The organism is Vibrio sp. B1FIG11 (genome assembly GCF_905175335.1).
Taxonomy (GTDB): Bacteria; Pseudomonadota; Gammaproteobacteria; order Enterobacterales; family Vibrionaceae; genus Vibrio; species Vibrio campbellii.
In genome coordinates, this window is sequence record NZ_HG992751.1 from 2,822,864 (window position 1) to 2,844,692 (window position 21,829).

Genomic DNA, 21,829 nt, shown 5'->3' on the forward strand with positions numbered 1-21,829 from the left:
ACTTACCTCCTTTCTATTCATGGCTGAATTTATTCTGCTCCAGCGGCCTGATTGTCGGCGTTGCTGTAAATGAGCAATGGTTCTGATTCACCGTTAATCACTGATTCATCAATTACGACTTTACTTACGTCCGTCGCTGATGGCAGTTCATACATGGTTTCTAGCAGAACGCTTTCTAAGATTGAGCGTAGACCACGAGCACCCGTTTTACGCTCCATCGCTTTTTTAGCGATAGCACGAAGCGCGTCTTCACGGAACTCAAGTTCTGCGTCTTCTAGCTCGAACAATGCTGCGTATTGCTTAGTCAGTGCGTTCTTCGGCTCACATAGGATCTGAATTAGCGCTTCTTCATCAAGCTCAGTCAGTGTTGTTGTTACTGGTAGACGACCGATAAACTCAGGGATCAGACCGTATTTCACTAGATCTTCAGGTTCTACCTGAGTAAATAGTTCACCGACTGTTTTGGTTTCGTTCTTAGAGCGCACTTCTGCGCCAAAACCAATACCTGTGCCTGTCGCTACACGCTGTTCAATCACTTTATCTAGGCCAGCAAATGCACCACCACAGATGAACAGGATCTTAGACGTGTCCACTTGTAGGAATTCTTGCTGCGGATGCTTACGACCACCTTGTGGCGGAACCGATGCAACCGTACCTTCGATAAGTTTTAGTAGCGCCTGCTGAACACCTTCACCAGATACGTCGCGCGTAATTGATGGGTTTTCAGCTTTACGAGAAATTTTGTCAATTTCGTCAATGTATACAATGCCGCGTTCAGCCTTCGCTACATCGTAATCACATTTTTGCAGAAGCTTCTGGATGATGTTTTCAACGTCTTCACCAACGTAACCTGCTTCGGTTAGTGTGGTAGCGTCAGCCATTGTAAATGGCACATCCAGGAATCGAGCTAGCGTCTCAGCAAGCAGTGTTTTACCACTACCCGTTGGACCAATTAGAAGGATGTTACTTTTACCAAGTTCCACACCTTCGCTCGTTGTATCACCATTGCGTAAACGCTTGTAGTGGTTATATACCGCAACTGCGAGCACTTTTTTCGCGTAATCTTGTCCGATCACATAGTCATCAAGGTGTTCACGGATCTGTTTTGGCGTTGGTAACGCTTCAGATTCTTTCTTAGGGAGAACATCCTTGATTTCTTCGCGAATGATATCGTTACATAAGTCGACACACTCGTCGCAAATGTAAACTGACGGACCTGCGATTAGCTTGCGAACTTCGTGCTGACTTTTGCCACAGAAAGAGCAGTACAGCAATTTGCCGCTGCCACTTTCTTTGCTTTTATCTGTCATTCGCTAACCTCTTAGCCTTTACTCTTTATGAATGAGTGTATATCAAATTTAGCCAAAATGCGCTGGCTAAATTACTCGCCGCGGTGGCTCAACACTGCATCCACAATACCGTATTCTACTGCCTGATCTGCCGACATGAAGTTGTCACGATCGGTATCGCGCTCAATCACTTCAAGAGGCTGGCCAGTATGTTCTGCTAATAGGTTGTTTAGCTTCTGCTTGATGGTCAGGATTTCCTGAGCATGGATTTGGATATCAGAAGCTTGACCTTGGAAGCCACCTAATGGTTGGTGGATCATCACACGTGAATTAGGCAGAACGTAACGCTTACCTGGCGCACCACCTGCAAGCAGGAACGCACCCATAGAGCAAGCTTGACCCATACATACTGTGCTTACATTTGGCTTGATGAACTGCATGGTGTCGTAGATAGACATACCTGCTGTTACGCTGCCGCCTGGTGAGTTGATGTATAGGAAAATATCTTTATCTGGATTTTCAGATTCTAGGAAAAGTAGTTGAGCCACGACAAGGTTTGCCATGTGGTCTTCCACTTGACCAGTTAAAAAGATCACGCGCTCTTTAAGCAGACGTGAGTAAATGTCGTAAGAGCGTTCGCCGCGGGAAGTTTGTTCAACCACCATTGGCACTAGCGCGTCAATAATTGGCGACATTGCGTTTTTTTCTTGGTAGCTCATATTCTTATGTCCCTAAAATAAATGGCCCGGATGATGATGTATCATACGGACCATTGTTAGCAGAATAATCGACGTTAAGTCAACCTTCTACGCAAGATATTGCTTATTAAGCAGCAGGTTGTTGGTTAAGTAGCTCGTTGAAGCTTACTTCTTTCTCAGTAACCTGTGCTTTAGCGATGATCGCGTCGATAGCTTGCTCTTCTAGAGCAACGTTACGCATGTTGTTCATCATTTGCTCGTTTTGCTCGTAGTAAGCAATAACTTCTGATGGATCTTCGTAAGCAGTTGCCATCTCTTCGATAAGTGCTTTCACTTTCTCGTCGTCAGCTTTTAGCTCTTCAGACTTGATTACTTCACCTAGTAGAAGACCTACAACTACGCGACGTTTAGCTTGCTCTTCGAACAGTTCACGTGGAAGCTGTGCAGCTGCTTCTGGGTTACCACCGAAGCGTTGTGCAGCTTGTTGACGTAGAACTTGGATTTCTTGGTCGATAAGTGCAGCTGGTACGTCGATTTCGTTTTGCTCAACTAGACCGTCGATAGCTTGCTCTTTGATGCGGTTCTTAACAGCTTGCTTAAGTTCACGCTCCATGTTCTTACGAACTTCAGCTTTAAGTGCTTCAACGCCACCTTCAGCAACACCGAACTTAGAAACGAACTCGTCGTTTAGTTCTGGTAGTTCACGAGCTTCAACTTTGTTCACTTTGATTGCAAACTTAGCCGCTTTACCTTTTAGGTTTTCAGCGTGGTAATCTTCTGGGAAGTTTACGTCGATTTCGAATTCCATACCTTTAGTTTTACCTTCGATACCGTCTTCGAAACCTGGGATCATGCGACCTGCGCCCATTTCTAGTGGGAAGTTCTCAGCTTTACCGCCTTCGAACTCTTCACCGTCGATAGAACCAACGAAGTCGATGCTTACGCGCTTACCAGCTTCTGCAGCTTCTTCAACTTCAGCCCAAGTAGCTTGTTGCTTACGTAGAGTTTCGATCATCTCTTCTACGTCTGAATCGTTAACTTCAGTTGTTGGTTTTTCAACAGTGATGCTGTCTAGACCTTTTAGCTCAACTTCTGGGTAAACTTCGAAAGTTGCAGTGAATACTAGATCTGCGCCTTCGTTGTTTTCAACTGGAGCGAACGTTGGTGCGCCAGCTGGGTTGATTTTCTCTTTTACGATCGCTTCGATGAAGTGGCGTTGCATAACTTCACCAAGAACGTCTTGACGTACTGCTTTGCCGTACATCTTAGCAACCATTTTTAGAGGCACTTTACCTTTACGGAAACCATCGAAACGACGGTTTTTAGCGATGTTGCGTAGTTCAGCTGTTACAGCGTCTTCGATGTTTGCAGCTGGAACAGTAATGTTTAGACGGCGCTCTAGGCCCTCTAGCGTTTCAACAGTAACTTGCATTATATATAAACCTCTAAAGTGGCTCGGTCTTCCCGAGCTTATGAGCGAGACTCTTTGAGTTCACGCTTCATCCTTGTGTAGTGTCCTGTCCGAACACCTAAGTTAAAACCGAGTATCGATGCTGGAAACCAACACCGGACTAATCAGTGATATCCTCAGCAAACGCAAAAGGTATCTCCTATTAGCCTCAGGACAGAATTTTTAGACGCGACATTCTAGCGATCTGTCGCAATCCTGTCGAGCCAATAGCCACTATGTGGACATTGTCTGCGCTAAATTCTCGAATACGGACTCAATTTTTACGAAAAATGCCCTTTTAGCATCGCTTCGCCTCAGCCAGCATATCTAGAATGGGGACAATAGCGACTTTTTCAAGAGAATCGACAGCTTTTTTTATTGAAAAGCCTAAAAAGAGATCTTGCTCTTGTTTTACTCCACAGAGTTGGAAACGAAATCCCCATTCATCCCTACAAACTATTAACATTTTCTTACGTGGTGAAAACAAGATGTAAGGGAGCGCAAGGATGTCGCAAAAAAGTCGTATTCTACTGATTTTTTTTGCCTTCTATTTCCTTTGTGCCTTCGTTGGTGGGCATTGGGTTTGGCAGGCCAGCTACCAATCTTTGCTCGATAAACATCAATCCCAGTTAGAGCGGTTCTCCAGCCATATTCAGAACAAGTTAGATAAGTACGCGCACATCCCTCACCTGCTTTCAAAAGACGAACCTTTGGTTGAAGCCCTACTCAATCCAGACAACAGTGCCCAACTGGAAATCACTAATCGATATTTAGAATCGGTCAACAATGTCATTGCCGCTTCAGACACTTATTTGATCGACAAATGGGGCACGACGATAGCCGCCAGTAACTGGCGCAAGGAGCGTTCGTTTATCGGCCGCAACTTTGCTTTCCGTCCCTACTTCAAACAGGCGATTGTCGGTCAGCGTGCTGAATATTACGCCCTCGGATCTACCTCAGGAAAGCGCGGTTACTACTACTCCTACCCAATCGTCTATGCCGGGGGCGTGCTTGGTGTCGTGGTGGTCAAAATGGATTTAAGTAAGATAGAAGATAACTGGCAACACCCTAAAAGCGTCTTTGTTGCAAGTGACCCAAATGGCATTGTATTTATGAGTAGCCGGAGTGACTGGCTATTCAAAAGCTTACAGCCACTCGACGATCCAAAAACTGCAGAGATTTGGGCTAGCCGCCAGTATTTAGACACCACCATCGAGTCACTGGGTTTTGTTGGCGATATGGGTTTGGCGCATACAGAAGCGAAGCAAGGCTACCCATACAATCGAGGCACACTGGTGGTTTCTTCTCTCCCTCTGCAAGATCTCAAACTCACCATCCGAGTGTTGTCTCCCAAGCAGTCCGTGGTTTGGATCACCATGGGCTATTTACTCGTGTTAACGCTTAGCTTCACGGTTCTATTTTTGGTTGGCCAGCTCGTCTACCACCGTCAACAACGCCACCGTCAAATTGAGCGAATCCAACAAGAAGCCAATCAGAAACTTGAATACCAGGTGATGGCGCGTACCGCTGAGTTACAAGCCGAGATTGCTCAACGCAGCGAAACCGAACAAACCCTTCGTCAGACTCAAGACGAATTGGTTCAAGCGGCCAAGTTGGCGGTACTGGGGCAAATGTCGGCCAGCATCAGCCATGAACTCAACAATCCATTGGCGGCTATTCGTAGTTTCGCTGAGAACGGTAAACTGTTCCTCCACAAAGAGAAGTTCGAGCGTGTTGAAGACAACCTTACTCGCATCTCAGCCCTTACCGACCGAATGGCTAACATCAGTCAACAACTGCGGTCTTTTGCCAAGAAAACCAGTGGCAATGAGCTGGTTCACACTCAGCTACTACCCGTCATTGCTTCAGCAAAAGAGTTGATGAAGCCTGCTTTAAAATCAGCACGAGTAACCCTAACAACCAATTTGTTAGGGCAGGATGTCGACGTTCAGATTAATACGATTCAACTCGAACAAGTGTTAGTGAACTTAATCACCAATGCGATAGAGGCACTTAGAGAGCAAGAGGACAAGCAAATCGAGCTGTCCGTGGTTCAAGACCGCGAGGCCAAACTCGTCTGGATTCATGTGGACGATAACGGTTCAGGACTGGGTGATGTTACCCTTTCAGAACTGTGCGAACCCTTCCTTACCACCAAACAAAATGGCTTGGGGCTAGGGCTTTCTATCTCCCAACAAATCTTAGCCAGTATGAATGGCAAATTAAGCGCACAGAATCGAGAACAAGGCGGTGCTCGATTCTCACTCTGCCTACCTATTGTTACACCGCTCGCCGCACAACCAGAAGGATGAGACCATGTGTCAGGTGTTTTTTATTGACGACGAAGCCGATCTCAGACTGGCCATCGAGCAAACTTTTGAGCTGGCGGATATCGATGCCAAGTTTTTTCCGGATGCTGAATCGGCTTTAATTGCCATGCAGCAAGGCGAAGAAGCGGGCGTCGTGATCACCGACATCTGCTTACCGGGAATTTCTGGCATGGACTTGCTGACCACACTCACTCAGCGCGATTCAAACCTCCCCGTCATCATGATCACCGGACACGGCGATATCTCCATGGCCGTACAAGCTCTCCATCAGGGCGCTTACGATTTTATCGAGAAACCTTTTGCGCCAGAGCACCTAGTGGAAACCGTTAAGCGGGCCATTGAGAAGCGAAAGCTCACCAATGAAAACGAAAAACTGCGCCAGTCACTCAAAGCAAGTAAAACCCTTGGGCCAAGAATCATTGGTGAGACTCCTAGCATCCAAGTGCTACGAGAGACTATCACGCATATCGCCGATACCGACGCAGATATCTTGTTGTTTGGTGAAACCGGCACAGGTAAAGAGCTGATTGCTCGCTCTCTTCACGAACAAAGTCATCGCCGCAATCAAAACTTTGTTGCCGTTAACTGCGGCGCGGTGCCAGAGAACCTTATCGAGAGCGAACTTTATGGCCATGAAAAAGGTGCCTTTACCGGAGCAGAAAGTCGTCGCATTGGTAAGTTTGAGTTTGCACAGGGCGGCACACTGTTTTTGGATGAAATCGAATCTATGCCGATTCAGGCACAAATTCGTTTGCTAAGGGTGCTTCAAGAAAGGGTGATTGAACGTGTTGGCTCGAACGAATTGCTGCCGTTGGATATTCGCGTCATTGCGGCTACTAAGGTCGACTTAAAACAAGCGGCAGAGGAAGGCACATTTCGTCAGGATCTTTATTATCGCCTTAATGTGGTCACTCTCGATCTACCGCCAATGCGCGAGCGCAAAGAGGACATTCCTGCGCTGTTCCATCACTTTTTATTGGTTGCCGCATCTCGTTACGGCAAAACCTCTCCTAGCCTCTCCTCACAAGATTTGGCTCAGTTAATGGCGCATGATTGGCCGGGTAATGTGCGCGAACTACGAAATGCAGCTGAACGATTTGTCCTACTGGGTAAATTAATCCAATTGGGAGATACCGCCTCGACGTCTCCATCTTCATCTAGCCTTGCGGAGCAGGTAGCGGAATTTGAAAAAGCCGCGATAGAAAGTGCATTACTGGAGAACAGCGGCAGTATCAAACAGACCATGGAACAATTGAATGTGCCTCGAAAAACCCTGTACGACAAAATGCAACGCTATCAGATAGATAAGGATCTATATAAATAAAACGCAGTTTGCGGTTTGTCGTTATATCCAACTTGAATCATACTTTTTATAACAACGAAAAGATGGCTTAAACGGATATGACAGAAAAGATCAAAATCCCCGTGATCACCGATACTGTGATGGTTGACGGGCATTATCAAGAAGAGAGGCGCTCGGGAGAAGACCGGCGTAAAAACAAAAAGAAATGGCTCGGTTACGAGCGTCGAGTGAAACCGGACCCAAGAAGACCAGCCTATAAATCCATAGATGAAGAGGTGTGAATAGTCACACCTCTTTGTCTTTATGGCTAAAAACCATTACTTAGTGATGATTTCTGGCCCCATCAATGTCGTTGGCAACCAAGTCGATACCCAAGGCACGTAAGTGACGATAATCAGGAAGAGGAACATCACCGCCACCCATGGCAATGCCGCTTTCACCACATTCATCATCGACATCTTCGCCACACCAGCGGTCACAAATAAGTTGAGCCCCACAGGCGGGGTTATCATGCCTATCTCCATGTTCACCACCATCATGATGCCAAGGTGGATCGGATCAATACCCAGTGCAATCGCGATTGGGAACACCAACGGTGCGACGATGATGAGCAAGCCAGACGGCTCCATAAACTGACCGCCAATCAGCAGCAACACGTTAACCACAATTAAGAAGGTAATCGGCCCTAGACCCGCTGATAGCATAGATTCGGTGATCATTTGCGGGATGCGTTCTTCGGTAAGCACGTGCTTAAGAATCAGAGCATTAGCAATGATGAACAGCAACATGATGGTCAGCTTGCCTGCTTCATACAGCGTATGCTTAGTATCTTTATGAACAAACGTTTGGAAGATTTTAACCAATGCAGGTTTAGTGTTCTGCTTGTCAGCAAATGGCCCCATGTCTTTGTAGACAAAGTTAGCAATGAAGAATGAATACACCGCCGCCACCGCCGCCGCTTCTGTCGGAGTAAAGATACCGCCGTAGATACCACCAAGGATAATCACCACCAGCAATAAACCCCAACTTGCGTCTTTGGCGGCATCGAAGGTTTCTTTCCAACCAACAAAAGGTTGTTTTGGCAGGTTCTTGATTCTCGCGGCAATGTAAATCGCAATCATCAACATCACGCCCGCCAGCAACCCCGGAATAACGCCACCAAGGAACATACGCCCAACCGACACATCCGTTGCAGCGGCATACACCACCATCACGATAGAAGGTGGGATCAAAATGCCCAGCGTTCCCGCATTACAGATAACACCCGCTGCAAACTCTTTCGAGTAGCCGTTCTTGATCATACCAGCGATAACAATGCTACCAATCGCTACTACGGTTGCAGGGGATGAACCCGATAGCGCCGCAAACATCATACATGCCACAACTGACGCCATCGCTAAACCGCCGCGGAACCAACCAACAATAGCAATCGCAAAGCGGATAATACGCTTCGCCACGCCACCGGTAGACATAAAGCTTGAGGCCAAGATAAAGAAAGGAATCGCTAACAAAGTGTAGTGGCCAGCAAACGCGTTAAACAATGTCTGGGCAACGGAAGCCAAAGACGCATCCGAGTGCATTAATAAGAAAAGAATACTGGAAAGGCCCAGCGAGACAGCAATTGGCACACCGATCAGCATGAAGCCAATCACCATCAAGAATAAAAACAGAATATCCATGATTTACTGCTCCTTGCGATCTGATGAAGAACCATTTGGAATCGCGTCTGCGGCTTCACTGAGTTCTTCTTTTAGCGCTTCTAACTCTTCCTCGGCTTCATGACCTGCAATCAAGCGGTCCAGTTTGCCTGTTGCGATCTGCCAAGTGATTTGCACAAAACGGAAAGTGAGTAGCGCCATACCAAGGGGCAAAGCAAAGTAAGGAATAAAGCGAGGCAGCTTCTCATAGCGCTCACCTTCATTGAGCCAATCGGCTAAAAACTGAAACATCTCTGGCATCGGGATATCGTCGGTTTCATACCATGCACGCTCAGTGACAAACGGATACCAGTAGTTCCAAGAACCGACCAAAAGCAGAATAGAAAACGCTATACAAGCAGCAGCTGCAAGCAGTGCGAGGACTTTTCGTTTTGGCTCCGACACCATGTTGATGATGACATCGACACCAATGTGAAAATGCTTCTTCACACCATAAGATGCGCCGACCAGTACCATCCATGCGAACATGAACACCGTCAGTTCCAGCGCCCAAAGAATATTATCGTTAAAGACATAGCGAAAAATCACATTGGCAAACGTCAGCAATGTCATCGCGCCAAGAAAGAACGCAATCAACGTCTCTTCAATGGCATCGGTGATCCGCCCTGCCTTGGCAAAAAAAGTCTGTTCCATAATTACATCACGTCATTATTGGGAGAAAAGGGCCCTCTTCCCCATGAATGAGTAAACGAGGGCCAATCGTAGTGCTTTGTATTTTTACTTATTTACCCAAAGAGCTTGGGCGTGTTGATTATTGGTTGGATGCAAGTGCCGCACTAATAAGATCTGAACCAATGTCTTTCTCAAACTTCTTCCACACAGGTTGCAATGCAGTTACCCACTCTTGACGCTGCTCCGGCGTTAGAGTGCGCACCACACCACCCGCTTCAATGATGTTGTTCTTGTTAGCGAGGTTCACTTCTGTCGACTCCGCATTACGCTGAGCCGTCACTTCTTGAATGATGGTATTGAGCTGTTCACGCTGATCGGCTGGTAGGTTTTTCCAGAAATCGTTCGATGTCACAACCAAGTAGTCCAGAATGCCGTGGTTGGTTTCAGTAATGCCATCTTGTACTTCGAAGAACTTCTTACCGTAAATGTTCGACCACGTATTTTCTTGGCCATCGATAACCTTAGTTTGAAGGCCGCCGTACACTTCTTTGAAAGACATCTTTTGTGGGTTTGCACCAAGCTGTTCGAACTGAGCCACGAGTACGTCTGAAGCTTGTACACGGAACTTTAAGCCTTCAGCATCGCTTGGCACCATCAACGGCTTGTTGGCAGACATCTGCTTCATGCCGTTATGCCAGAAAGCCAAGCCCTGTAGACCACGTCGTTTCATTGCGTTTTTCAGCTTTTCACCTGATTCCGAGTTTTGGAAACGGTCAACGGCTGCAACGTCTTCAAATAGGAATGGCAGGTCAAAAATGCGGTACTTCTTGGTGAATTTCTCAAACTTTGAAAGAGAAGGAGCCGCGAGTTGAACGTCACCATTAAGCAGCGCTTCCAATACTTTATTGTCATCGTACAACGTCGAGTTTGGGAAAACCTGCATACAGACTTTGCCGTTCATCTCTTCATTGACGCGCTTTTCCAGTAATGAAGCAGCAATGCCTTTTGGGTGTTTGTCTGTATTGGTTACATGGCTGAACTTAATCACGGTTTCACCAGGGTCACAGTTTGCGGCAGCGTTAAAGCTAGTGATAGCAAGAGCAGAAACAGACAATAGAGTTAGAGGCTTAAACATTATTATTCTCCTTGTTGAATCACATCCCATCCTTTCCATGAGTACCTAAATGGGTAGAGGGTGATGGGTACGGATGTTCAACAAAGAGCAAATTACAGACCAAGCCGATTACTTATTACTATTCAGTAACTTAAATAAAAATGAAAAATTATTGGTGAGGATAAGGGGTTAAATCCACCCACGAGCACAAGCTCAATGGGTGGGAAATGACACATTTACGATGAACAGCTGATTTCCATTTTCTTACCCCACTCGGGCGGCAACTTGGCATACTCATCAAACTCGGGCTGTTCATCATAAGGACGCTTTAATAGCTCAGCCAGTCGGTTTACTTCACTAAAGTCCCCCTCCTCTGCCTTATCGATGGCAAGTTGAGCGAGGTAGTTGCGTAAGATGTACTTTGGATTCACTTGGCGCATACGCTCACAACGTAGCTGAACGGTGACACGCTCACCGTGCTCGTCCACTTCTAATTCACAGCGAGCGAGATATAAGTCTACCCATGCACTTGCCGCTTCTCGATCAATAAACAAATCAATCACAGCTTGAGGCGATTTAACGTCAAGGTTAGACAATTCACGAAAGAAGCGAGTGTAGTCAGCTTTGTTTTGATTCAACAACTCAAACATTGCTTCGAACAAGCGGCCGTCTTCGTCCACCTTGGTATGAAGACCAAGTTTGGCACGCATCAACTCACTGAATTTTTGACTCAGACGCACTTCAAACTTCCCTAGTGCAGCCTCAAGATCTTCTCTTTGTACAAGAGGCGACAAGGAATGCGCCAAAGCAGAGAGATTCCACAGTGCAATACGCGGTTGCTGTTCAAAAGCGTAACGGCCTTGGTAGTCAGAGTGGTTGCAGATGTAATTAGGATCGTAGTCATCAAGGAAACCAAACGGCCCGTAATCAAAGGTTTGCCCTAGAATCGACATGTTGTCGGTATTCATCACACCATGGGCAAAGCCGTAAGCCTGCCAGTAAGCAATCATCTCTGCGGTTTTCTCCACAATAGACTCGAACATGGCTGCGTATGGCTTCTCGGTTTCTAAGCACTCAGGGAAATGCCATTCAATCACTTTGTCTGCCAGCAGCTTTTGCTCAGCTAATTGGTTGGTGTAGAAGAAGTGCTCGAAGTGACCAAAACGGATGTGGGTTTCTGCAACACGAATCAATAGTGCGCCATATTCCGTCTTCTCGCGATAGACGGGCGTATCGCTATCCATCATACCCAGCGCTCTGGTAGTGGGAATGCCAAGCCCTGCCATGGCCTCACTACACAGATATTCGCGGATCGTAGAACGTAATACTGCTCGGCCATCGCCCATTCGAGAATAAGGTGTAAGGCCGGCCCCTTTGAGGTGAATGTCGAACCAAGTGCCATCTTGATGTTGCATTTCTGCCAGCAGCAAACCACGACCGTCGCCCAAGTCTGGATTGTAAACACCAAACTGATGGCCCGCATACTTCATAGCTAGAGGAGCAAATGGCGCAAAATCCACTTGCCCAGAAAACACATTCAATAGCTCATCGTTTTCGGTGGCTGGGAAACCAAACTGCTGAGCAAACTCACCATTCCATACCACCCAGCGGGTATTGTCTAAGAGCTGCGGGGTAACGTAGGTGAAAAATGCTGACGGCAATTCACTGAATCGATGGGTGAAATTCACCCCTTCCCAGTTGGACATTGTGATTCCTTAAATATGGTTTCCTGTAAAGAGTATACGCCGTGTATGCGTTCGCCTTCAGCCACGAATTGTGCATGGGTATTTGCTAGGGCTGGAAAATGAGAGTGGAAGGGAATCAAGAACTGAGATGCCCCGCCACAAGGAAAGTACAGCGGGGCGAATAAGCGAGGTTAAGCCGGGAACTCGTCGTTACTCTGTTGAAGATCCTGTGCGCCCTTAAACTGAGCACGCTCGATATCCACAATCTTACGGTAGCTCAAAGATAAAAGTGCGATTTGGAAAGCACCAAAAATACCGAAGATCACTCCAGATACGATCAGTGCCAACAAGTGAGAAAACTCAGCGAAGACCAATTGGCTAGCCGTTCCCACCAATAAAGGAATCAAGCCCATCAAGATAAACACTTGCTTATTGAACGGACGACTTTGTCGCCAAGCATTGCCCAAACTGCGTGGCTCTCGGTCCAAGGCAGTAGCAGGTAAAACCAATGACCAACGAGAAAGGACCCAGTATCCTGGAATACTCAGAACCAAAGTGATGGCCTCTAATGCCAGATGACTAATATCTCCGCCTTCAAAGACGACAAAAAAAAGTCACTAAGAAGATGGGTAGTGCGATGATCAGCCCCATTGCTAAGCCAAACAAAATCCACCAGCCAATAAAGCGCAGCTCGCGCATGGATAGACGCATCACATCAAGAGCGGAACGCATGTATTCACGAGCAAGGTAAATACGGTGAATACGAACCGCCGCCATCGCTGCAACTAGCGGGTACAAAAGGAATGTCGTAATAAAAAAACCGGGGCCAAAGTTAGAAAAATCGGGCTCTTGCGAGCCTTGGGCCAAGGCTTCTTGGTATTGGGTGATAAAGATAGTGTGCACCACAATCAAAGGAATACAAGCAATGACAATCGCGAGCAAATTTGCCCTGACCATGACGATTGCTTCTCGGCAAATAGCCGCAACAGAAAACGAATTGTCAGACATAAAAATATCCTTACTTTTATAAGTATCTAGCCATAGACTACGCCTCAAAAATAGACAGCGCGTAAAAATAAAAGTGAAACTCATCTCATACTAAAAAGATTGATGAGTTTATCGTTGGAACAAGAAATAAGAACAAAGCCACTCGAAGGAGTGGCTTTGAGATATCGATTAAGCGCGACGACGCCAGCCCAACAGTGCTAACAGCATTAACACCCAGTAAGAAACACTGCCTCCGCCGCCTGAGCTACCGAAGTCATTGTGGAAGTCAGAGTAATTCGATAACACATCAATCATGATGCTCTTACCTTACTCCAAACTACGGCTCCATGAGTTCAATGCGCATATAACGCATTTCATACGCAAATAAAACAACAAGTTGCACATAATAGAACTATCGAATACTACAGATTTCAATCAATATTGAAATACTATCGCCACAAATAAATAGAAATTATTCTCATTTATTTGATGAATTTATAAAAAACGCGAGAGGCGGTTAAACCACACTCTCGCGTAATCGTTTTTTGATGATTAACCTGTTATTAACCAGTCAAGACATTGTCTTCTGGGTACTTGATCAGAGTTGGCTCAGGACGCGCGAGCATATACGCCAACGTCAAAGGTCCGATACGTCCGATTATCATCACCACAATCATGATGTACTTACCCGGCTCCGACAATTCAGCCGTTAAACCAGCGGTAAGGCCAACCGTTGCAAATGCAGAAATGGTCTCGAACATCACCTTATCGAAGGCCGCTTTCTCCGTGATCATCAATAAGAACATTGCGGTCGTTAAGATAGCGCCACTGACCACAATGATGGCCAGCGATTTCGTCACCGTTTGCCAGTTTACTGTGCGCTTGAAGATCACCACATGTTTCTTCTGGCGTAAGAATGCCCATGTCGCCATAAATGCCACAGCAAAGGTCGATACCTTAATACCACCACCCGTTGAGGTAGAACCCGCACCAATCAGCATCAACACAATCATTACCAACAAAGCAGGCTGGGTAAACTGAGCCAAATCGACACTGTTAAAACCCGCTGTTCGCGCACTGGCTGATTGGAAGAACGCCGCTAGCCACTGCCCTGCCACAGGTAAAGATTCCATGGTGTTTGGGTTATGCCTTTCTAATAACCAGAACATTACAGTACCGACAGCAAGTAGCACTGGCGTGGCAATGAGCATAATTTTGGTATGCAGATGCAAGAAGTGGAAACCTCTGCGCCAATGCAGCCATAAATCACCAATGACCGTAAAGCCCAAACCGCCGAAGATAAACAAACCCGCTAGTGTAAAAATAACCACTGGGTCATTCACAAAGCTCATCATGCTATCGGAGAAGAGCGCAAAACCCGCGTTGTTGAAGGCCGAGATAGAATGGAACAGCGCATAGAACATGCCCGTTTGCCAGCCCATTTCTGGCACCCAGCGAAACGAAAGGAAAACAAAACCAATCGTCTCAGCAATCAGTGCGAAGATAACGATTTTCTTCACTAGCTTACGCAGATTTACTTGGCGATCTTGACCCAAGGCATCTTTGGCTAACGCTTGTTGTCGAAGGCTCAAACGAACCCCAAACATGTAAAGCAGGACAGCAGAGAGGGTCATTTGCCCTAGCCCACCAACTTGCATTAAAAACATCAGCAGAATTTTACCTGCCAATGTGAAGTGCTCACCCGTATCCACCACACCTAGGCCGGTCACACTGATGGCCGAGGTTACGGTAAATAACGCATCGGTCAGTGACAAACCGGTAACAGAGAACACTGGTAGCGTGAGCAGTACAGCAGAAGGCAATAACACACCGAGAAAGCTCAGCAATATAATGCGCGGTTCGCCACCTTTCGCTTTATCTCGTTTGCCATCTGGGACGTAAAAAACGCCTCTCTGATGAAATTGCTTCATAGTGATTTCAACTTGCTCGCAAGTTTATCTTGAGGACCAACGACAATAATGAGGTCGCCGATTTCTAATGTGGAATTCAGATCAGGCGCTTTGGTGATCTCAGGGCCTCGTTTAAAGCCCAGCACTTGTACGCCTTCCACTTTACACAGCGCAAGGTCACCCAAGGTTTTACCCATCCAGCGCGAGCCAATGACAAACTCAGTCATCGCTAAGCCGCTGCCAAGTGGGTGGAACTCAAGTACGCGTTTATCAAGCATCTTACGCGCAACACGAATCCCCATATCACGCTCAGGCATGATGATGTGGTCTGCACCAATTTTTTGCAGCACGCGTGCTTGGAAGCGATCGTTCGCTTTGACCCAAACCGATTTCACGCCCGCCTCTTTCGCAATCAGCGTCGCAAGAATGCTGGCATTCACATCAGCACCAATGGCAATCATAACCATGTCATAGTCGTCGAGTTTGAGTTCAGCTACCGTATCTTCTTGAGTACAGTTTGCCACGATGGCTTGGCTAACAAATCCTGCCGCTTCTTTCACACGGTCCTCATTAACGTCTACCGCCAAAACCTGTGAGCCGGAATCCTGCAGTTCTTTACAAACAGCCAAGCCAAAACGACCCAGACCAATTACCGCAAATTGCTTATCACCCGTTTTCATTCGTGCCTCATTTATGCGTTGAATAGCAGGCGCGAAAGTCTGCGCCTATTCCTCACCATCTGCAAACAAGACGACAAAAAATTGACAAAACCCTAACTCAGACTTTCGCACTCAATGTCTGTTAAGCGTAAGACACAATGATTGAGTTTTCCTAATTATTCGCAAGTAAATCAAAAGAATAGCCACCAAGTTCACACTTAGTACGGGGTCATATTCATCGTCCATTCAAAACCGCTGCTTTTAGCCAGCAAACACCAATTCGTCTGCCATGGAAAGCATGCACCAACGAGAAATCAAAAGTAATAGACTGAAATCAAAAACAAAAAAGCCACATCGAAATGTGGCTTTATCTCTATGAAGACAGGTTTGATACAAAAACAAACGTGCAGATTATTTAGAATCGCGCTTGTCGCCATTGTCACGACGAGGACGCTGATCTTGCGGTTTTCGCTTGTTCTTTGGCACGTAGTTTAGAATTGAAATTGGAACAGGCTTTCTTGGTGCAAAACCTTCAATTTCTACACGCTCTAATAAATGGCCAAGACGGCTTTCAATCATGCATAGGTTTTTGAAATCGTCTTTCGATACCAATGAAATCGCTTCACCCTGCGCGCCAGCACGACCAGTACGACCAATGCGGTGCACGTATTCGTCTGCCGGGTATGGCAAATCGTAGTTGATCACCACTGGCAAGTTGTCGATATCGATACCACGCGCCGCAACACCCGTTGCAACCAGATATTGAATTTCACCCGCTTTGAACTGTTCAATCAGCTCTTGGCGAACGCGTTGGTTGCGACCACTGTGGAACGCTTCGGCCACGATGCCGCGCTTCTCTAACTGAGTCACTAGCTTAGCTGCACCGTGTTTGGTTTCAATGAATACCAATACTTGTGACCAGTCGTTCTCGTTTAGCATGTGGCTCAATAATGACGACTTCATGTCTTTATCAACCGTGGTGATCCACTGCTTGATGTTTGATTTTGATGCGCTGTGCTTCGCAATCGAGATTTCTTCAGGATCGACAATCGCGTTCTTCGCCAAATCACGCACTGGGTTTGATAGCGTTGCAGAGAACAGCAAGCTTTGAATGTCTTCTGGCATGCAATCGACGATCTTATCGATCGAATCGATGAAGCCCATATCCAACATTTTATCGGCTTCATCCAGCACCAGCATTTCCACTTCATCAAAGTGAATGGCACGTTGGCCGTAAAGGTCAATCAAACGTCCTGGCGTACTCACCACAATATCAACGCCGTCAATCAGCGCTTGTTTTTGCGGTGCGTAATCTACACCGCCGAACATCGCCATTGAACGCAACGGTAAGTTCTTACCGTAAGCTTCGATGCTTTGGTGTACTTGAAGTGCAAGCTCGCGCGTTGGCGTTAGGATGATCGCACGTGCACGCTTTTTACGTTGCGTTTCACCTTGGCTCAATTTTTCTAAGATTGGCAATACAAAGCTGGCGGTTTTACCCGTACCTGTTTGTGCTGCGGCAATCAGGTTGCGACCACGCAGAACAATAGGAATGGCTTTTTGTTGGATAGAAGTCGGTTTTTCATAACCCAGCGCCTTCACAGCATCTGTGATAGGAGCGCTTAAACCAAGCTTAGAAAATGGCATAGAAACGTCTCAACGAAGAAATGGGCGCGTAGTGTATCAGAATCCGTCTTAAGTAACAGAATCATTCACACCAGCAAGTTGGCTGGCTCAACAAACAAATTCTATCCTTTTCATTGCACATTTGATTGTTACAGTGTGATGATTTATTCACCACTTCACGTTTCTGCTAGATAAAGCTAGCTATGCTGAAAAGGTGTGCATCACTGGAAAACTCCATGGACATTTTATTACTGATTGGATTAATCGCGCTCAATGGTGTGTTTGCCATGTCTGAGATTGCCTTGGTCACCGCTAAAAGCGGACGACTGAAAAAATTTGCCGAACACAACGCTGCAGCCCGCCTCGCCTTACAACTAAAAAACAATCCCACACAGTTCCTCTCTACCATCCAAATCGGTATCACAGTGATCGGTATCCTCAGTGGTATCTTTGGTGAAGCCACACTCTCGGTTCCGTTTGAACACTGGCTCGTCACACAAGGTATCGAGCGCGAAGTCGCCACCGTACTCGCTACCGCCATTGTCGTTGTCGTCATCACCTACTTCGCCATTGTGATAGGCGAATTGGTCCCAAAACGTTTTGCGCAAAACAATGCCGAGCGTATTGCGGTTATCGTCGCTTATCCTATTCATTGGTTAGCAAAACTGACCACACCATTTGTCATGCTGCTGACGACCTCTACTGACGCACTACTCAAGTTGCTGCGCCAAAATAACAATGGTGAGGTGGTCACAGAAGAAGACATTTTTGCCGTGGTGAGTGAAGGCTCGGAAAGCGGTGCGATTGAACCGCAAGAACAACTGATGATCCGTAATTTGCTGCACCTCAACGATCGCCTTGCACTTTCGCTAATGACGCCTCGCTGCGATATGCATTATCTCGACCTCGATTTACCCCTTGAAGAAACGCTCAGAAACTTGCGTCAAACGCAGCATTCCGTTTGGCCAGTGTGTAAAGGCGGACTGGACAACATCATCGGTACGATTTCTTCCAAAGTCTTGCTGGATGAATACAACGAGCTGTCGATTTCTCGCTTGGCTAAGTTGCTCAAACGTTCACGCTTTGTGTCAGAATCGATGAAAGGCTTACCACTGCTCAACTATATGCAACAAACCAGTACCGAAATGGTCTTTATCGTCGACGAATATGGCGATGTGCAAGGCTTGGTAACTCACCATGATTTACTCAAATCCATAGCGGGAGAGCTGGGCATGGCGCCACAGCATATTTGGGCGAAAAAACAGAAAGACGGCAGTTGGCTGATGGATGCTCTAATTCCGCTTAACGAGCTGAAATACAAACTTGAACTCAATGCCATTGAGGGTGAAGAGAGTGAGGGTTTTCAAACCTTAAATGGCTTTTTGACTTGGTTAATCGGGCGAGTACCGACTCAAGGTGAAACTGTTGACTATCAGCGTTGGCGATTCGAGATACTGCATGTGAAGAGTAATCGTATCGTTCAGGTTAAAGTCACAGAAACCATCAAAGAACTTGAGGCTGAATGTTAAACATTCATGAGATAGAAATGAAAAATAGCCTCTGCGTAGAGGCTATTTTAGGTTTCAATAAAACCAGTAGTTCAACAAGGCCAGCAGCCTAATTAGAACAGGTACGTTGCGCTTACGTACGCACTGCGGCCTTTCTCAGAATAACCGTAGTAATCATCTTCATCATCCAACTCGACGTCAAAGATGTTGTTCAAACCCGCTTTTAGATTAAATTGTTGGAAATCGTAACCCACACCCAAGCCAACAAGCGTATAGCCATCGACCGTTTTGTTTTCACGTCTTTGGTTAGTGATGACTTGTTTACCAATGTAGTTCACGCGGGCAAAGGTGGTGAATGAATCGAAGACTTCCCAATTGACATCTAGGTTTGCCAAATGCTCAGGTGTTTTAGTTAGCTTATCACCACTGCTCTTGTCTTTCGCGTCCGTGTAGGTGTAGTTACCTTTTAGGTTGATGCTATCGGTAATGTCATACCAACCCTCTAGTTCAAAACCTTTGGTCTCCGCTTTGCCGATGTTCTGATACGTGAAAATAGGCGTTTGACCCACCGAACCTACTGGCTTAGTTAGGTCTCGCTCAATCTTGTTCTTCAAGTCGGTGTGGTAGTACATCAGACCAACACCCATCGCTGTTGTCTCATACGCTAGGCCAGCTTCGTAGCTTTCTGATTCTTCCGGTTTTAGATCTTCATTACCGGTTAGCCAACAACGGTTACCACAACTGATCACGCGAACTTGGTCGCTGCTTTCCATCATACCCGGAGCACGGAAACCACCACCAAAGCCACCTTTCAAAACAAACTCATCCGTAAAGCTGTAAACCGCGTAAGCACGAGGGCTAAAGTGGCTGCCATACACTTCATGAAAATCTTGACGACCACCTAAAGTCACCGCCAATTTATTGAGGTCAAACTCGCCTTGAACAAAGACCGCTCCTTGATAGTTGTCGATATCACCTGACGGAACATCACGGCTATTTTTCAGCTCCGATGTGCGGTACTCACCGCCGAACACCCATTCGTGCGAATCGCGCCACAAACCAGAAAGTTTAAAATCAAGTGTGTTGTTTTGTAGTTCAACGTCCGCTGCACCATTGGTATACGCCGTACTCGCGTCATCCAGTTGCATGTTTTCGCCGTACAGACGCACTTGCGAATCTACCGTATCCCAAGCGCCTTCGTGGGTCAGGCCGTAATTCCAACGCGTGGAATCTTGAGTGTTCGTCTGTGAACCTGAGCGAGGGTGAACCCAATCGGCTTCGCGCTCATCGTTGGTGTAAATCACATCCGCGATCAAACGTTGCTCTTCTGTCAGTTGCCAAGCAAGCTCACCAAAGACGTTCGTTGTGTCTTTTTCTTCTAACGCATCGAAGTCTGGGTTTGTATCGGTACGCCATGGGTCACGAACCGAGCTTTCAACAATAATACTGCCTTCAACATTGTCTGAAAGACTGCCGCTCGCGTACGCGTGCCCTTTCAAGCCGTCACCACCATCGCCTTCAAGAATGCTCTCGTACTGCAAGCCCACCGAGCCCGATAGTTCTTCTGTTGGCGCCTTCAAAATGACGTTAACCACACCACCCATGGCTTCAGAACCATACAAAGAGGATACTGGGCCACGAACCACTTCAATGCGTTGGATCGCGCTCAGAGGAATGCTCGATAGGTCAAAGTCGTTACCACGGATCAACGCATCCTGAGAGTTGATGCGACGCCCATTGATTAACACCAAAGTGTGTTTGGAATCTAGACCACGAATACGAATGTTATTACGACCGTAAGCGGTGCTGCTCAGTACGCTAACACCTGTCGCACTGCGAATCGCTTCCGAGATGTCTTTTACTGGCATCTTCGCAATGTCATCGGCGGTGATCACCGAAACGGAAGCTGGCGCGGTTAACTCAGAGTGCTGAGTAAGCGACGCGGTTACCACCATGCGCTCCATTTCCACCACTTCGTCTTGATCGTTCGCAAGCGCAGAACCACTGAACGCTGTCAAAAGCGCCCCCGTTAAAACAGAAGGCATAAACATGGGCTTTTTCACTGAAGTTTTCACTGCATTTCCTTATATCTATTTTATCAATCATTTAGACTCGAAAACCCTAAGGAATAATGTATAAATAGAATTCATTAACATTCGTATTCAACCTTAAGGTTTGAACTAGGTTTTATTTTTGAACGGCAACTTATTGAAAGTGACACAATTGAAAAACGAAGCGCCAGATAGTCCCCTCGCCCCTTTTCATCTTCACCTAGAAGGTGCCAGTCCAAAGGTTTACATCGTGCAAGCCACACCGGAGATGTACTCTCAAGCGGGCCTTCCCGAAGAAGAAAAACACATTCAAAAGGCAGTAGAGAAGCGCCAACGCGAGTTCAGAGCTGGGCGCCACGCGGCGCGGTCTGCCATGCAAAATTTGGATTTATCCAAACCTAATCTGACGGAGATGCCGATCCTGACAGGTCACTTTAGAGAGCCCCTTTTTCCAAGTGATATCAGTGGCAGCATCAGCCATACTGATGGCATTTGCCTTGCCGCGTGTGCCCAAAAAAACGAAGTCGCAAGCCTAGGAATCGATATTGAAAGCAATACCGCGCTTGCCGAGCACCTTTTCTCTTCCATCTACACTCGCGATGAACAAGCACTACTCAACCGTAGTAACGATCTGCCTGATACGCTGATATTCAGTATCAAGGAAAGCATTTTTAAGTGCTGCTTTCCCTTCGTTAAGGTGTACTTCGATTTTCTCGATGCACAGATTACGTTAGAGCCCAAGAACAAACATTCAGGGCAATTTAGCTTTGCGTTGATTGGCCGCAACCAAGACGCATTGAAAGCAAAATTGCCAAATCTCTCATTTCATGGACACTACTGCTTTGACCAGCAATACGTATTCTCGCTGTGCTACTTTTCCTAATGAATT

At 46.6% G+C, this 21,829-nt stretch carries 17 protein-coding genes and 1 pseudogene; 5 read left to right on the forward strand and 13 right to left on the reverse strand.

What is annotated here, in order from left to right:
* Window positions 1-29: 29 nt before the first annotated feature.
* The 3 genes from clpX to tig all read right to left on the reverse strand — a co-directional run bounded on the left by clpX (window position 30) and on the right by tig (window position 3,419).
* Complete coding sequence (clpX, locus tag KHO06_RS13020) at window positions 30-1,310, reverse strand: ATP-dependent protease ATP-binding subunit ClpX (protein ID WP_005430932.1); 1,281 nt, start codon at window positions 1,308-1,310, stop codon at window positions 30-32.
* Window positions 1,311-1,381: 71 nt separating this feature from the next.
* The gene (clpP, locus tag KHO06_RS13025) at window positions 1,382-2,008 is read right to left on the reverse strand and encodes an ATP-dependent Clp endopeptidase proteolytic subunit ClpP (RefSeq protein ID WP_005430931.1); all 627 of its coding nucleotides are present in this window, start codon (window positions 2,006-2,008) and stop codon (window positions 1,382-1,384) included.
* A gap of 106 nt (window positions 2,009-2,114) precedes the next feature.
* The gene (gene tig, locus KHO06_RS13030; RefSeq protein ID WP_045397570.1) at window positions 2,115-3,419 is read right to left on the reverse strand and encodes a trigger factor; all 1,305 of its coding nucleotides are present in this window, start codon (window positions 3,417-3,419) and stop codon (window positions 2,115-2,117) included.
* A 524-nt stretch (window positions 3,420-3,943) separates the two neighbouring features.
* Between tig and KHO06_RS13035 the strand changes: the two genes are divergently transcribed.
* The 3 genes from KHO06_RS13035 (at window position 3,944) to KHO06_RS13045 (ending at window position 7,351) form a co-directional block, all read left to right on the forward strand.
* Entirely contained in the window at window positions 3,944-5,749 is a 1,806-nt protein-coding gene (locus KHO06_RS13035) for an ATP-binding protein (protein WP_212581718.1), read from the forward strand.
* A 4-nt stretch (window positions 5,750-5,753) separates the two neighbouring features.
* The gene (locus tag KHO06_RS13040; protein ID WP_212581719.1) at window positions 5,754-7,091 is read left to right on the forward strand and encodes a sigma-54 dependent transcriptional regulator; all 1,338 of its coding nucleotides are present in this window, start codon (window positions 5,754-5,756) and stop codon (window positions 7,089-7,091) included.
* A 77-nt stretch (window positions 7,092-7,168) separates the two neighbouring features.
* The gene (locus KHO06_RS13045; RefSeq protein WP_043883365.1) at window positions 7,169-7,351 is read left to right on the forward strand and encodes a hypothetical protein; all 183 of its coding nucleotides are present in this window, start codon (window positions 7,169-7,171) and stop codon (window positions 7,349-7,351) included.
* 36 nt (window positions 7,352-7,387) lie between these two features.
* On the opposite strand, the gene KHO06_RS13050 is transcribed toward KHO06_RS13045, so the two are convergent.
* The 9 genes and pseudogenes from KHO06_RS13050 to KHO06_RS13090 form a co-directional block, all read right to left on the reverse strand.
* A complete protein-coding gene (locus tag KHO06_RS13050; protein WP_005437607.1) occupies window positions 7,388-8,749 on the reverse strand; it encodes a TRAP transporter large permease in 1,362 nt (453 codons plus the stop codon).
* A 3-nt stretch (window positions 8,750-8,752) separates the two neighbouring features.
* Window positions 8,753-9,421, reverse strand: coding sequence for a TRAP transporter small permease (locus KHO06_RS13055; RefSeq protein ID WP_212581720.1), 669 nt, complete (start codon window positions 9,419-9,421; stop codon window positions 8,753-8,755).
* Window positions 9,422-9,539: 118 nt separating this feature from the next.
* Complete coding sequence (locus KHO06_RS13060; protein WP_005430879.1) at window positions 9,540-10,535, reverse strand: TRAP transporter substrate-binding protein; 996 nt, start codon at window positions 10,533-10,535, stop codon at window positions 9,540-9,542.
* 215 nt (window positions 10,536-10,750) lie between these two features.
* The gene (locus KHO06_RS13065) at window positions 10,751-12,220 is read right to left on the reverse strand and encodes a protein adenylyltransferase SelO (RefSeq protein WP_212581721.1); all 1,470 of its coding nucleotides are present in this window, start codon (window positions 12,218-12,220) and stop codon (window positions 10,751-10,753) included.
* A 170-nt stretch (window positions 12,221-12,390) separates the two neighbouring features.
* A pseudogene (locus KHO06_RS26820) lies at window positions 12,391-13,207 on the reverse strand (sugar transporter).
* A 168-nt stretch (window positions 13,208-13,375) separates the two neighbouring features.
* Complete coding sequence (locus KHO06_RS13075) at window positions 13,376-13,501, reverse strand: GlyGly-CTERM sorting domain-containing protein (protein WP_212581722.1); 126 nt, start codon at window positions 13,499-13,501, stop codon at window positions 13,376-13,378.
* A gap of 248 nt (window positions 13,502-13,749) precedes the next feature.
* Window positions 13,750-15,117 (reverse strand): TrkH family potassium uptake protein, encoded by a 1,368-nt coding sequence (locus KHO06_RS13080; protein WP_212581723.1) that lies wholly within the window; start codon window positions 15,115-15,117, stop codon window positions 13,750-13,752.
* Window positions 15,114-15,776: a TrkA family potassium uptake protein gene (locus KHO06_RS13085; protein ID WP_005437626.1), complete on the reverse strand. Its 663-nt coding sequence runs from the start codon at window positions 15,774-15,776 to the stop codon at window positions 15,114-15,116. The genes KHO06_RS13080 and KHO06_RS13085 overlap by 4 nt, the downstream gene beginning before the upstream one ends.
* Before the next feature lie 390 nt (window positions 15,777-16,166).
* On the reverse strand, window positions 16,167-17,402 hold the full coding sequence (locus KHO06_RS13090) for a DEAD/DEAH box helicase (RefSeq protein WP_005430868.1): 1,236 nt from the start codon (window positions 17,400-17,402) through the stop codon (window positions 16,167-16,169).
* 182 nt (window positions 17,403-17,584) lie between these two features.
* On the opposite strand from KHO06_RS13090, the gene KHO06_RS13095 reads away from it, so the two are divergent.
* On the forward strand, window positions 17,585-18,910 hold the full coding sequence (locus KHO06_RS13095; RefSeq protein ID WP_212581724.1) for a hemolysin family protein: 1,326 nt from the start codon (window positions 17,585-17,587) through the stop codon (window positions 18,908-18,910).
* 92 nt (window positions 18,911-19,002) lie between these two features.
* Here the strand turns inward: KHO06_RS13095 and KHO06_RS13100 are convergent, their stop codons facing one another.
* The gene (locus tag KHO06_RS13100) at window positions 19,003-20,964 is read right to left on the reverse strand and encodes a TonB-dependent receptor (protein ID WP_212581725.1); all 1,962 of its coding nucleotides are present in this window, start codon (window positions 20,962-20,964) and stop codon (window positions 19,003-19,005) included.
* Between the two features lie 118 nt (window positions 20,965-21,082).
* On the opposite strand from KHO06_RS13100, the gene KHO06_RS13105 reads away from it, so the two are divergent.
* On the forward strand, window positions 21,083-21,823 hold the full coding sequence (locus KHO06_RS13105) for a 4'-phosphopantetheinyl transferase superfamily protein (protein ID WP_212581726.1): 741 nt from the start codon (window positions 21,083-21,085) through the stop codon (window positions 21,821-21,823).
* Window positions 21,824-21,829: the final 6 nt, after the last annotated feature.